The organism is Ruegeria sp. YTSC004 (assembly GCF_059609805.1).
Genome location: NZ_JBXWMJ010000021.1, coordinates 20,064 through 32,809, shown reverse-complemented (window position 1 = coordinate 32,809; position 12,746 = coordinate 20,064). Strand labels below are relative to the sequence as shown.

The following is a 12,746-nucleotide window of genomic DNA, read 5'->3' as shown; positions in this document are numbered from 1 at the left end:
GCGGGATGGAGCAGCCCGGTAGCTCGTCAGGCTCATAACCTGAAGGTCGTAGGTTCAAATCCTACTCCCGCAACCAACGATAATTGCGAAACCGCCTCAGCCATGTCGGCTTGGGCGGTTTTTGCTTTTTTGTCAGACGCTAAGGCGAGGATGCCGGCAAGATCTCCATGCAGATCAATGTCATATCCATCTTCAGAAGGTGTCAGCAGCACTTTGTCGATCAGAGCGCGCAGCGCCTCAGCAGCTTCGCTGCGTACGTCGGGCTCATTGAGGGCGTTGGCAAGATCGCTGACTTTGGAGTGATAGAGCCTCGACATGTTGGGGTGAAGCACAGGTTGAGCCCAAAGACGACATAGATACAGATTTTGAGAGCTGCGTTCTTCGCTCAGGGCGAAAACCTGACTTTCGCAGCAATCGCAAAAACTCGCGTTGACTTTGACTGGTTTTGGGTTCCGAGTGAAATTAGAAACAGCTTACAGGACTATGGGAAGCTCAAGCGTAATGCTAGCTCCTCTTTCGACTCGGTTGATTTCGACAATTCCTCCGTGGCGCTGCGCCACTGCAGAGACGATTGATAACCCCAATCCGCTGCCCTCGGAATACTCCAACTGAGAAAACCGATTGAATGCGACTTCGCTTTGGTCTGGCGAAAGGCCAGCTCCGTCATCCGCCACGGTTAGGTTGAGGAATTTATTATCACACCGCAGCACAACTGAGATTTGGCTCAACTCTGGGCCACCGTGTTTGACTGCGTTGTCCAGCAGGTTCTTTAAAGCCTCAATCAGAAAGACCCGATCGCCGGATACAGTGACTGCCGTCTCAGGCATCGTGACATCAAACTCGATACCTTTTGCGAGGATGTGAACTCCCATCTCAGCGCAGGCCTCTTCCACGACCGAACGAAAGTCAATTTTATCCATTTGGTCTTGGTGCGTCGGCTGCCTGAGCCTCTCAAGTGACAACAGCTGTTCGGCGACTGTTGCTGAGTTTTTAGCCGCTGCAACAAGCTCTGAGATGCGTTTTTCTCGGTCGTCATCCGTTTTCGCATCCTGCAGCGCTTCGGCCATTGACTGCACGGCCGCCGCTGGATTCCGCAGTTGATGTGCAGCTTCGGATATAAACACTTGGTGGGCGTTGATACTTTTTTCCACCTGTCCAAAAAGCCGGTTCAGGGTTCTGACAACACCTTGAACTTCGATTGGGACAGGGCGCTTGATCTCACTGAGGTCATCTGGTGAACGCAGGTCAATTGCGTCCTGCAAATCCAACAAGGGCCTAAGGCCGCGCGCGACGCCGAACCACACCACAATGGCGAGGGTGGCCAGCAGAATTCCCATTAGAATTCCTGCGCGGATTGACAATTCATTGGCGAAGGCGTTGCGATCCGCCATACGTTGCCAGACTGTAACCGTCGCATCTCCGATTAGATTTTCAATGGTCACGCGTTCCGTCATCTTAAGAACGCGCACTGGTTCTTGGCGGTAGAGCGCTTCGAAAAACTGGGGCTTGTACACCTCTTGATCAGACGGGTTGGTGGCGGCCGGGGGGTAGGCATAGCCTGTCACATAGATGCCGCCGGGGCCCGTTACGTGGTAAAAAATCTCTCCGCCTGATGCGTCACGGATCATGCTGCGTGTCGTTGGTGACAGCGCATCACCTCCCGAAATCGCAACATCTCGCGATATTGCGAGACCTGCAGATAACAGGCTGTCGTCGAACAATTCCTGAGCCGTATTCTGCGCAATCATAAAGCGCCAAAGACCAAGCAGAGCGGCAATTAACACCAAGGGGGTTAGGATAAGAATGAAAAGTCTTAACCTGAGCGAGCCGTGATTGATCACTTCTGCACCTCAAGCAGATACCCCAGACCACGGGCTGTCTTTATTCTAATACCCAGATCTTGAAGACGTTTTCTCAGCCGCGATACATGAGGCTCAACGGCGGAAGACTCGACATCTGCACCCACGCCGTAGACGTAATCCGTTAGTTGGCTTTTGGGAACAATTCTGCCCCTGCGTTCCAACAGGCATTCAAGCACCGCGATTTCCCGCCGCGGAAAATCCATAACCTCGCCCTGTACACTTACCTGACGGGCAGCGCGGTCGAATTCCAGGCCACCAATTCTCTCCATTGCGCCGTAGTCGAGTTCTTTGCGTCGAGAAAGCGCCCGGATGCGTGCTTCCAACTCGTCCATTTCGAATGGCTTAACCAGGTAATCATCGGCGCCCATATCCAACCCCGAAACCCGGTCGCTTGTTTCGGCACGTGCCGTAAGCAAGATCACCGGTACGCCGTCACCACGATTGCGAAGAGATTTCAGGATCTCCAGTCCCGACTGTCCAGGCAAATTGATGTCCAGAACAACTAAGTCTGCGCCCTCTTGCGCAAGATACAAGTCAGCCTCATCGCCATCCAAAAGCACTTCTGCTGCATGACCCCGGTCACGTAGGCGATAGGCAATAGCTTTGGCGAGGGTCTCGTTGTCTTCGACGATGACGATCCGCATCGGGTCTCCTGCAAGTTTCGCGCAAGGTTGGCACTCCATGATTGCCAGATGGGAGGGGGAATCAACCCCACAGTTCTATTTGCGATCACGGTAGCGCGGAGGGCGTTGACGTGGTTGTCTGGTCAACAGGGAGGAACCAATGACCATTTCCAACTTCACCCGCCGCGCCGTCGTGGGGCTGATCGCCGCCGCCGGTATCGCCGCACCTGCCGCAGCCGAGGTTGATTTCTCGGGTAAGACTGTGGAATGGGTCATCCCGTTCTCGGAAACCGGCGGGTCTGCCAAATGGGCCAACTTCTTTGCGCCGCTTCTGTCCGAAGCGCTGCCGGGTCAACCGACCGTAGTGGTGAAATTCATGCCGGGCGCTGGTTCGACCAAGGGCGCGAACTGGTTCCAGGAGCAGAGCCATGACGACGGTACGCTGCTGTTTGGCACCTCCGGTTCAACTCAATTCCCATATCTGCTTAGTGATCCGCGGGTGCGCTATGAATACAATGACTGGATTCCTGTCATGGCATCAGGAACCGGTGGCGTTGCTTACCTGAACGCAGAGGATGGCGCGAAGTTTGATGGCTCGGCGAATGCTCTGAAGGACACCAACTTCATCTACGGTTCGCAGGGTGCGACGCGTCTTGACCTTGTACCGCTGTTGGCCTGGCAAATGCTTGGCATGAATGTCGAGCCGGTCTTCGGCATCAAGGGACGCGGAGACGGTCGTCTGATGTTCGAACGTGGCGAAGCCAATATCGATTATCAGACCTCGTCCGGCTACTTGGGTGGTTCGGCCCCGTTGGTTGAATCCGGTCAGGCTGTTCCGATGATGACCTGGGGTGCTCTGGATGCAGACGGCAACATCGTTCGCGACCCGACTTTCCCGGATATCCCGACTTTCAAAGAAGTGTGCGAAGCCACCGATGGCTGTGAAACCAGCGGCGAGGCATGGGATGCGTGGAAAGCGTTCTTTGTAGCCGGGTTCCCGGTTCAGAAGCTGGCTTTCCTGCCGGGTGATACACCTCAGGAAGTGGTCGACGCATACACAGCAGCGTTCCAGGCTGTGACGGAGCGCGGCGACTTTGCCGACATCTCCTCAAAGCGCGTGGGCAAATACCCAGTGTTCGTAGGTGACGGCTCTAAAGCGGCATTGCAAACCGCGACAAACGTCGACGACAACGCAAAAGCCTACGTTCTGAACTGGCTCAAAGAAGCCTATGGTGTCGAGCTGAACTAAGCCCAAACACCACCGCGCGTGCCCCAATGTCGGGCGCGCGCTTTTCCAAACACAAGACAATTTATGAAAGGCGGCCGCTATGGAGGCTTTCGCCACAGCTGTTCCTGCGCTTAGTGACGCGTGGGGTCTGATCCTGCAACCTATCGTTCTGGGATATCTTGTTCTCGGTGTCGTCATGGGACTGGCCGTGGGTGTTTTCCCTGGGCTTGGCGGTATTGCTGGTCTGTCCCTATTGCTGCCTTTCATGTTCGGTATGGACCCAATCCTTGGATTGGCGTTGATGATCGGGATGGTCGCCGTTGTGCCGACCTCTGACACCTTCGCGTCAGTTCTTATGGGCATCCCAGGTAGCTCTGCCTCGCAGGCTACGGTGTTGGATGGTTTCCCGATGGCGAAGAAAGGCGAAGCCGCGCGGGCATTGTCAGCGGCCTTTGCTTCATCGCTGTTTGGCGGCTTGGTCGGCGCAACTTTTCTGACCATGTTCATTTTGGTCGCGCGGCCCATCGTTCTGGCATTCGGTCTGCCCGAGATGCTGATGATCACCATTCTTGGTTTGTCGATGGTCGCCATTCTCGCCGGGCGTATCCCGTTGAAGGGTGTCGCCGCCGCAGGGCTGGGCCTGATGGTTGGCACGATTGGCGAGGCGGATGCAGGCGGCTCACTTCGTATGGCCACTTATGACATTCCTTATCTGACCGACGGTCTGAAATTGGTCATCGTTGGCTTGGGTATCTTTGCGGTGCCCGAAATCGTCTCGCTGCTGCGTCAAGACCGATCCATTGCTAAGGGCGCCTCACTGGGCGCGGGCTGGCTTGATGGCGTCAAAGACTGGGCTGCAAACATCTGGTTGTCGGTCCGCTGTTCGATCATTGGCGTGGTTGTCGGTGTCATTCCTGGTCTTGGTGGCTCGGTTGTTGACTGGATCGCTTATGGCCATTCGGTTCAATCGACCAAAGACAAAAGCAACTTCGGCAAAGGCGAAGTGCGTGGCGTCATCGGGCCGGAAAGCTCGAACAATGCCAAGGAGGGCGGGGGGCTTGTCCCAACGCTACTGTTTGGTATCCCCGGCTCGGGTTCGATGGCGATCTTTATCGGCGCCGTCGCACTGTTGGGATCCGGAGATATCGAGGTCGGTCCTAGCATGCTCAAGGATAATCTCGACATCACCTATTCGATTGTCTGGTTGCTGGCTCTCGCCAACGTGGTGGGCACCATCTTATGCATCGCGGCCTCGGGTGGGATAGCCAAGCTGACGACAATCCGTTTCACCTATCTGGCGCCGTTTCTGTTCATGCTGATCAGCTTCGCGGCATTCCAGTCCGGTCAAAACTTCGAAGACCTGCTGGCCCTGTTCATCATCGGCCTGATCGGTATTTTCCTGCGCCGTTTCGACTGGTCGCGACCGGCCTTTCTGATTGGGTTCGTGCTGTCGAACCCGGTTGAGAAGTTCACCAACCAGGCGTTCCAGATTGCCTCTTTCCGCTTCCGCAAAAGCTTTGGTGAGGGGATGGAATATGTCTTCAGCCCGATCGTTATCGTGCTGATCGTGGTTACCGTGGTTTCGGTCATTCTGGGTATTCGCCAAGCTAAGATGATCATGGCCGAAGGTGAGGTCAAATCCGGAAGCAAGCGCGCGCCGCTGATCTTTTTGCTGGTGATCATGGCCTATCTGATCGTGGCTTTGGTCAATGCCAACATGATCCCTGACTACAACATGACCGACAAGATCATCCCGCTGGTGATCGGTAGCGTGTCGCTGTTCTGCTGCGTCATTCTGTTGATCCAGATGATGCGGCGACCCGAGGGGGATGCAATCTTTGCCGACAAGGAAATTGCCGGCGAGGATGCAAGCGCGCCACATGGACTTTGGTCAACACTCGCGTGGTTTGCGGGTCTGATCGCGGCCACCTGGGTTGTGGGGTTCATCCTCGCCCTGATCGGGTTCCTGATTGCATTCTTCCGCATTCGCGCCGGGTCCAGCTGGCAGGTGACCCTGCTCCTGACGGCCTGCGGCATCGGTTTCATGTGCTTCATGGCTGGTGCCCTGAACCGGGATTTCCCGCCGGGTCTGCTGCAAGACATGGTGAACCTGCCATGGCCACTCAAGTAGGCGCTCCACGGATGCCCGGCCTGCCAATCTGGCGGGTCGGGCAGCGCTGAAATCAGAGATTTCAAAGGTTTGTAAAGGAGGGTTCGCAATGACCCAGACAGCAATCCCATATGTCTTCATGCGCGGCGGCACTTCCCGAGGGCCTTATTTTCGACGCTCTGATCTGCCTGAAGATAGGGACAAGCTGGCTGATGTGCTGGTTGCTGCCCTCGGGGCCGGACAAGCGCTCAACATCGACGGGATCGGTGGTGGTAACGCGGTGACGACCAAAGTGGCGATGCTATCCGTCAGCGAGGACGAATGGGCGGATATCGACTATTTCTTCGCGCAGGTTTCTGTTGATGAGAAGCTGGTCGATTTTAAACCAACTTGCGGGAACATCCTCTCCGGAGTTGGTCCAGCTGCGATCGAAATGGGATTGCTTCAGCCCAACGGCGATGAGACCGAAATCCGCATTCGCGCTGTAAATACGGGTGCCCGTGTCGTTGCAAAAGTACAGACCCCGGGCGGTGAGTTGGTCTACGAGGGCGATGCGGAAATCGCGGGGGTTCCCGGTCATTCTGCACCCGTGCAACTGAGCTTTATGGGCGTTGTGGGCTCGGCGACAGGTTCATTTCTACCCACAGGAAATTTGCGCGATACAGTGCAGGGGATCGAGCTGACTTGCATGGATGTCGCTATGCCAATGGCCATCGCCCGGGCAGCGGATTTCGGACTGACAGGGTATGAAAGCGTTGAAGAGCTTAATACCAACCGGGCTTTCTTTGACCGGATGGAGGCAGTACGGATCGAAGCCGGGAAACTGATGGGTATGGGGGACGTATCGAAATCTGTAACTCCCAAATTCGGCCTGATGGCACCCGCCAGAGAGGGTGGAACCCTTGCGGTTCGGTATTTCATGCCATGGAAAACCCACCCAACAATGGCCGTTACGGGTGCGCAATGCATGGCATCTTGCGCTTTGACGCCCGGAACCGTCGCAGACGGGTTGCTTGATCGCCCGGGTTCAAGCCCGGCTGAAGTTGTGTTGGAGCACGCCTCGGGCAAGATCGACGTTCTGGTGGACTTCTCGAACGACGGGGAGTTCAACGTAATTTCTGCCGGTCTGGTGAGGACTGCGCGTAAATTGGCGGACGGGCATGTTTATGTGCCGGAATCTGAGTGGAACGGCAGTTGAAATGACAATTCTCATTAGGTATACTATGGTATACATCATGAGGATATCACGATGGACGACTATTCCGAATGCCTTGATATCGCGCGTCAGGAACTCAGGCTGGCGCAGGCGGCTCTGCGGAGGGATATCTCGGACTACCCGACTCCGATTGCCGGGTGTGACGAGCAATTCAACCATTTGCTGGATCAACGTGAACGGGTTCGCAATGCGCTTGAAGCACTCGACACACTTCATTTTGTGCCGACGCCAAGAAATCTGAGCACCGAGTAGGGTATAGAAAGTCGATGAAAGTACACATTCTGGATGACTGGTTTGACACACTGCAGGGCCTGCCCTGTTTTGAAAAGCTATCTGGCCATAAGGTGAAGGTCTGGACAGATCATGTTGATGATACCAGCGAATTGGCTGAACGCTTGCAGGAGGCTGAGGCGCTGGTGTTGTTTCGCGAACGCACCAAGATCACCCGCGATTTGGTTGAAAAACTCCCAAACCTGAAGTTGATCAGTCAGCGCAGTGTATATCCACACGTCGATGTGCAGGCGTGCTCGGACAACGGAGTGCTGCTGTGTTCGAACATGCATGGCGGCATGCCTTCATATGCCGCAGCCGAACTGACATGGGCGCTGATCATGGCGGGGATGCGCGATTTGCCTGCGCAGATGGCCTCGGTCAAAACCGGACATTGGCAGGCCGGAGTTGGCAAGACCCTGAGGGGGAGGAAACTGGGGCTGTATGGATATGGCCGTATCGCCCGCGCTGTTGCTGACTACGCCGAGGCGTTCGGGATGAATGTGGTCTGGTGGTCCTCGGACGATGGCCGGGCACGCGCGCAGGCCGACGGCGTGCAGATTGCCACAAGCCGTGAAGCGTTCTTTGCCAACAGCGATGTTGTCTCGGTCCACGTCCGCCTGAAGCCCAACACGCAAGGTATCATCACAGCGTCAGATTTCTCGCAGATGCAACCGGGCGCGATGTTTGTGAACACCTCCCGGGCCGGGCTGATCGCTCCGGGTGCTTTGTTGGACGCGCTGAAAGCCGGTCGCCCGGGGAAGGCCGCAATTGATGTCTTCGATTCCGAGCCGCTCATTGACCCGAATGATCCGTTGCTATCGCACCCAAACCTGATTGCGACACCACATATAGGTTTTGTGACCGAGGACGAGTTCGATCTGCAATTCTCCGACATTTTCGATCAGGTGAACGCCTATGCTGAAGGCACTCCCATTCACATGATCAATCCCGAGGTTTGGACCAGCGCAGGATGAGGTTGGCTGCTATGGGCGCGCCGATGATCACCAGCACAATCCTTGTCAGGTGGTGCGTTATGACAAAGCCCAGATCCGCGCCAGATACGATGGCCAAAACCGTCATCTCTGCCTGCCCGCCAGGGGCAAACGCCAAAAATGCCTCGACAGGTTGACCGAGCCCCAACGTGGTGACAACAGCAGTGAAAGCGGCGGCCAAGATGGCAAGGACGATGACATAGGCGAAGCCCGCTGCAACCACCCGGCGGAGTTCAACCCAAGTGACGCCTACGAATTTCACGCCTATCCCGCACCCGATAAAGAACTGCGCTGCAAGGATAGCCTCGCGCGGCGGTCGGGTATGAATGAAATCACCCAGTGACAGAGCCGATGTCAGGATCATTGGGCCGAGGATGGATGCCCCGAACAAGCCGATCCTCTCACCGCCTTTCCAGCCTATAAGGGCGGCCAGTACCATCAGCGCCAACTCATGTATTGGCAGGTCGCGCGCAGGCTCTCCGATTGGGTTGGTGAGCTGGGCATCGTAGAACACTGTCAGAAACAGTGGGGCCAGTGTCACGATGATCAGCACGCGCGTACCGTGGATCAGGGATAGCGTACGCGGGTTGGCGCCTGCTTCGGCGCCAAAGATGATCATGTCCTGCAATCCGCCTGGCATGGCAGCATAAAACGCGGTCGTGGAGTCAAAGCCCCAAATCTTGCGAAAGAATGGCACGCCTACCAGCGCGATCAGCAGGATAAAGAACGGGACCAGTGCTATAGACGCGGCCATCTTCGGCAATTCGACAAAAAGGGCAGGGGTAATCGAAGCCCCAACTGCAACGCCGAGTATGGTGCGCGCTGCAACCGATATCTGACCAAAACCTTCCATAGGGGCATGCGCTAGGGCGGCGATCAGACACGCGCTCATTGGGCCGAATAGAAAGGGCAGCGGCAGGTTCAACGCCCAAAATACTCCGGTGCCCAACAGCGCAAGGACCAGTGTTACGGCCCGCTTTGTCAGGAAAGAGGGTGTTTTGTTTTGGGTGGGCAAGGCACGGCTTTCGATAATATTGACTCACAACGTATCCAAATGTATACAAGTGGACGCAAAAAGACAAGTGAGCGCTCGATGACCATTCAAGACGACCCCTATCAGCCTGGCCCACAAGGCAATTCAGCGTATCAACACCTGCTGGATGAGATTCGGGATGGCACACTTCAGCCTGGCGAACGCCTGCGCGAGATTGAGTTGTCAGAACGATTGGGCGTCAGTCGCACCCCTGTGCGCGAAGCTATCCGGCAGTTGGAGTCCGACGGGCTAGTAACTCATGTGCCACGGCAGGGCGCAACCGTACGTTGTCTCGATTACGCCGAAGTAATGGAACTCTATGAGATGCGCGCGGTGCTCGAGGGAACTGCAGCCCGTTTAGCAGCGCGTGCTGCATCGGATGTCGAGCTAGACGAGCTGAGCGTTTTGAATGTTCGCTTGGCCGAGGCTGGTACCGGTTCGGAAGCGGCTCGGATAAACCGGATTTTCCACGCCACACTTTTGGACGCAGCAAAGAACCGGTTTCTTGCCAAGTCTATGTTGTCTTTGCAAAAAGCGCTGTTGATCCTTGGGCCATCGCAATTGCTGGACGGTGATCGGGCCGAGACAGCAGTGGCAGAGCATAAGCGCGTCATGGCTGCCTTAAAGGCCCGTGATGGCGCAGCGGCTGAAACAGAAATGCGCGCGCATATTCAGGCTGCACAACGGATGCGTATTCGGGCGTTGCAAGAACGCGACCGGACAACCGACAAAAATCAATAGGTAGACAGGATATGGCCACCCAAAAGGAAGCTTATGATATCGCTGTGATCGGCGGTGGGAATGCTGCCCTCTGCGCCGCGATGACTGCTGCCGAGGCAGGCGCCCGTGTTCTGATCCTCGAGACGGCACCAAAAGCCTATCGTGGTGGAAACTCGCGCCATACACGCAATTTTCGTTGTATGCATGGCGCTCCTCTGGGCCCGCTGATCGAAGAATACAGTGAAGATGAGTATCTTGAAGATCTGCTCAAGGTCACTGGCGGCAAAACCGACGAACATCTTGCTCGCCTCGCGATCCGAACCTCCGAGGAATGCCTTCCGTGGATGGAAGAACACGGCGTCAGGTTCCAACCATCCCTGTCCGGGACCCTGTCACTGGCGCGGACCAACGCCTTCTTCATGGGGGGCGGGAAGTCTCTGGTGAACGCCTATTACCGAACTGCGGCGGGTCTGGGTGTCGATGTTCTGTACGAAGCTGCTGTCACGCATCTGGAGTTGAACGGTGATCGGATCGAGTGGGTCGATTACACCTATGAGGGCCAATCTCATCGCATCACGCCCAAAGCTGTCATCGTTGCCTCAGGTGGGTTTCAGGCCGACACCGATTGGCTGACCCGTGCATGGGGTGAGCCTGCCAAGAACTTCTTGATCCGGGGCACACCCTATAACCGTGGTGTGGTTCTGTCCGATCTGTTGGATCAAGGTGTGGACAGCGTCGGCGATCCGACCCAGTGCCACGCCGTCGCCATTGACGGGCGCGCGCCGAAGTTCGATGGCGGTATCGTCACCCGCCTGGACTGTGTGCCGTTTTCAATCGTCGTGAACAAGAATGCCGAGCGGTTTTATGACGAGGGCGAAGACGTTTGGCCCAAGCGCTATGCGATCTGGGGACGTCTGGTGGCGGCCCAACCGGATCAAGTTGGCTATGTGATCATCGATGCTAAGTCGCTGAACCTGTTTATGCCGTCGGTCTTTCCACCACTGAAGGCGGACACCCTGGAAGAACTGGCTGCAATGATGGATCTGCCCGCCGACAAGCTGAAGGCGACCGTTGCAGAATTCAACGAAGCATGCGGCGATACCAGTGGATTCCATCCGACTGAGTTGGACGGGGTCACGACCTCGGGTCTGACGCCGCCCAAGACGAACTGGGCGCGTCCGATCACCGAGCCTCCGTTTTATGGCTATTCGCTGCGCACCGGTGTGACCTTCACCTATCTGGGCCTGAAGGTCGACGACACAGCGCAATGTTCGACCGCCAACGGAAAGATCAAAAGCCTTTGGGCCGCCGGCGAGACCATGGCCGGGTCGATCCTGGGGCAGGGGTATCTGGCCGGTTTCGGCATGACCATCGGAACCGTTTTTGGACGCATCGCAGGACGTGAGGCCGCTGCTTATGCAAACTGAACTTATCCAAGAAGCCCGCCGTCAGGCCGAGATTTGTAACGCTTGCCGCTATTGCGAGGGCTATTGTTCGGTCTTCCCGTCGCTGCACGCGGAACGCGCGTTCTCGGATGGAGACATCACGCAACTGGCCAACCTGTGCCACAACTGCAGAGGGTGTTACTACGCTTGTCAGTATACGGCACCGCACGAGTTTGACCTAAACCTGCCGAAAGCTCTCGCTGAAGTGCGGCGGGACAGTTGGGAAAGCTTTGCTTGGCCGCAGCCTTTGGCGCGGCGGTTCCATACGCATGGTGGCGCGATCGCGCTGGCCCTGGTCATCGGTTTTGCCCTGCTGTTCTGGGCAATTCGCGTTATCGGTTCCAGCGGAGGAGAGGGGTTTTATGCAGTCCTGTCCCACAATGCGATGGTCGCAATCTTTGCGCCGGCATTCTTGTTGCCACTCTTTAGCTTGGCTATCAGCCTGAGGCGCTATTGGGCGGAGGTCGGTGGCAAACCCATCCAAATGTCTGATCTGACAGTTGCGTTCAAACGCGCTGGCAATATGCAAGACTTGGCCGCAGGCCACGGCGAGGGTTGCAATTTCGAGGACGAAGACCGCTTCAGTCAGGCCCGACGCCACATTCACCACGCCATCATGTACGGCTTCCTGCTGTGCTTTGCGTCGACCTCGGTGGCGACGGTTATGCACTACGGGTTCGGGTTGCACGCGCCCTACGGGTTCTGGTCTCTGCCAAAACTCTTCGGCGTTTCCGGTGGTATTTTGCTGACATTAGGTTGTGCAGCCATGGTTCTGCTCAAGCAAAAGTCGGATCGCGAGCTTGGCGACCCGTCTGCATGGGGCGGCGAAATCGGCTTCGTCCTATTGCTCGGCTTTGTCGGGCTGAGCGGGCTGGTCCTTTACGTCCTCGGTTCAACTGCTCTGATGCCCGCGCTGCTTGCCATCCACCTTGGCTCGGTTCTGACGTTCTTCCTGCTCGTACCATACACCAAGATGGCTCATGGCTTCTATCGACTTGCAGCTTTGATCAGAGACGCGCAGCGTAAGAGAGAATTGTCCTTTGGTTGCTAGCAAACATCCACCGCCAAGGGATTAAAAAGTCGCAATTCAAGCGCATTTTGACGCCCTTGCAGTCTTCGTTCCAGCACCCCGGGTTGCGGTCAACGTCTGGAATGGGTCTGTTTGCTGTGATTGACAACATCGACACGAAAGGCAGCTTTGTCCGCGTTGCAGACATTCGCGACAACTTGCTTGAACGTCTACT

The 12,746-nt window shown here is 56.3% G+C and carries 12 protein-coding genes; 8 read left to right on the top strand and 4 right to left on the bottom strand.

The annotated features are described in order from the left end of the window. Nucleotides 1–32 precede the first annotated feature (32 nt). The 3 genes from AC2FFP_RS22170 to AC2FFP_RS22160 all read right to left on the bottom strand — a co-directional run bounded on the left by AC2FFP_RS22170 (nt 33) and on the right by AC2FFP_RS22160 (nt 2,506). Nucleotides 33–317: a hypothetical protein gene (locus AC2FFP_RS22170; RefSeq protein ID WP_496770786.1), complete on the bottom strand. Its 285-nt coding sequence runs from the start codon at nt 315–317 to the stop codon at nt 33–35. A gap of 156 nt (nt 318–473) precedes the next feature. Next, nucleotides 474–1,784 (bottom strand): sensor histidine kinase, encoded by a 1,311-nt coding sequence (locus AC2FFP_RS22165; RefSeq protein WP_496845372.1) that lies wholly within the window; start codon nt 1,782–1,784, stop codon nt 474–476. A 53-nt stretch (nt 1,785–1,837) separates the two neighbouring features. After that, entirely contained in the window at nt 1,838–2,506 is a 669-nt protein-coding gene (locus tag AC2FFP_RS22160; protein ID WP_496770781.1) for a response regulator transcription factor, read from the bottom strand. 139 nt (nt 2,507–2,645) lie between these two features. Here AC2FFP_RS22160 and AC2FFP_RS22155 point away from each other — a divergent pair, with 139 nt between their 5' ends. The 5 genes from AC2FFP_RS22155 to AC2FFP_RS22135 all read left to right on the top strand — a co-directional run bounded on the left by AC2FFP_RS22155 (nt 2,646) and on the right by AC2FFP_RS22135 (nt 8,286). Continuing rightward, nucleotides 2,646–3,734, top strand: a complete 1,089-nt coding sequence (locus AC2FFP_RS22155) for a tricarboxylate transporter (protein ID WP_496727376.1) — start codon at nt 2,646–2,648, stop codon at nt 3,732–3,734. A gap of 79 nt (nt 3,735–3,813) precedes the next feature. Continuing rightward, nucleotides 3,814–5,844 (top strand): tripartite tricarboxylate transporter permease, encoded by a 2,031-nt coding sequence (locus AC2FFP_RS22150; RefSeq protein ID WP_496881517.1) that lies wholly within the window; start codon nt 3,814–3,816, stop codon nt 5,842–5,844. Between the two features lie 88 nt (nt 5,845–5,932). After that, on the top strand, nt 5,933–7,021 hold the full coding sequence (locus AC2FFP_RS22145) for a 4-oxalomesaconate tautomerase (protein ID WP_496727374.1): 1,089 nt from the start codon (nt 5,933–5,935) through the stop codon (nt 7,019–7,021). Between the two features lie 51 nt (nt 7,022–7,072). Continuing rightward, complete coding sequence (locus AC2FFP_RS22140; RefSeq protein WP_496727373.1) at nt 7,073–7,291, top strand: hypothetical protein; 219 nt, start codon at nt 7,073–7,075, stop codon at nt 7,289–7,291. A gap of 14 nt (nt 7,292–7,305) precedes the next feature. Further along, the gene (locus tag AC2FFP_RS22135; protein WP_496845370.1) at nt 7,306–8,286 is read left to right on the top strand and encodes a D-2-hydroxyacid dehydrogenase family protein; all 981 of its coding nucleotides are present in this window, start codon (nt 7,306–7,308) and stop codon (nt 8,284–8,286) included. Here the strand turns inward: AC2FFP_RS22135 and AC2FFP_RS22130 are convergent. Further along, nucleotides 8,255–9,319: an AbrB family transcriptional regulator gene (locus AC2FFP_RS22130; RefSeq protein ID WP_496845369.1), complete on the bottom strand. Its 1,065-nt coding sequence runs from the start codon at nt 9,317–9,319 to the stop codon at nt 8,255–8,257. The two genes, AC2FFP_RS22135 and AC2FFP_RS22130, sit on opposite strands and share 32 nt — an antisense overlap. A gap of 78 nt (nt 9,320–9,397) precedes the next feature. Between AC2FFP_RS22130 and AC2FFP_RS22125 the strand changes: the two genes are divergently transcribed. From AC2FFP_RS22125 to tcuB, 3 genes are read left to right on the top strand one after another with little or no spacing between them, the layout of a single operon-like run. Next, nucleotides 9,398–10,078, top strand: a complete 681-nt coding sequence (locus AC2FFP_RS22125; protein ID WP_496770757.1) for a GntR family transcriptional regulator — start codon at nt 9,398–9,400, stop codon at nt 10,076–10,078. Between the two features lie 11 nt (nt 10,079–10,089). Continuing rightward, nucleotides 10,090–11,484 carry an FAD-dependent tricarballylate dehydrogenase TcuA gene (gene tcuA / locus AC2FFP_RS22120; protein ID WP_496770755.1) on the top strand — a complete coding sequence of 465 codons (1,395 nt, stop codon included), beginning with the start codon at nt 10,090–10,092 and terminating at the stop codon, nt 11,482–11,484. Further along, complete coding sequence (gene tcuB, locus AC2FFP_RS22115) at nt 11,474–12,553, top strand: tricarballylate utilization 4Fe-4S protein TcuB (protein WP_496770753.1); 1,080 nt, start codon at nt 11,474–11,476, stop codon at nt 12,551–12,553. Before tcuA ends, tcuB begins: the two co-directional genes overlap by 11 nt. The last annotated feature ends 193 nt before the right edge of the window (nt 12,554–12,746 follow it).

Coding starts and splice junctions, on each gene's coding strand:
- tcuA (WP_496770755.1), top strand. CDS start 10,090: ATGGCCACCCAAAAGGAAGCTTATGATATCGCTGTGATCGGCGGTGGG.
- AC2FFP_RS22135 (WP_496845370.1), top strand. CDS start 7,306: ATGAAAGTACACATTCTGGATGACTGGTTTGACACACTGCAGGGCCTG.
- AC2FFP_RS22140 (WP_496727373.1), top strand. CDS start 7,073: ATGGACGACTATTCCGAATGCCTTGATATCGCGCGTCAGGAACTCAGG.
- AC2FFP_RS22155 (WP_496727376.1), top strand. CDS start 2,646: ATGACCATTTCCAACTTCACCCGCCGCGCCGTCGTGGGGCTGATCGCC.
- AC2FFP_RS22145 (WP_496727374.1), top strand. CDS start 5,933: ATGACCCAGACAGCAATCCCATATGTCTTCATGCGCGGCGGCACTTCC.
- AC2FFP_RS22125 (WP_496770757.1), top strand. CDS start 9,398: ATGACCATTCAAGACGACCCCTATCAGCCTGGCCCACAAGGCAATTCA.
- AC2FFP_RS22170 (WP_496770786.1), bottom strand. CDS start 317: ATGTCGAGGCTCTATCACTCCAAAGTCAGCGATCTTGCCAACGCCCTC.
- tcuB (WP_496770753.1), top strand. CDS start 11,474: ATGCAAACTGAACTTATCCAAGAAGCCCGCCGTCAGGCCGAGATTTGT.
- AC2FFP_RS22160 (WP_496770781.1), bottom strand. CDS start 2,506: ATGCGGATCGTCATCGTCGAAGACAACGAGACCCTCGCCAAAGCTATT.
- AC2FFP_RS22150 (WP_496881517.1), top strand. CDS start 3,814: ATGGAGGCTTTCGCCACAGCTGTTCCTGCGCTTAGTGACGCGTGGGGT.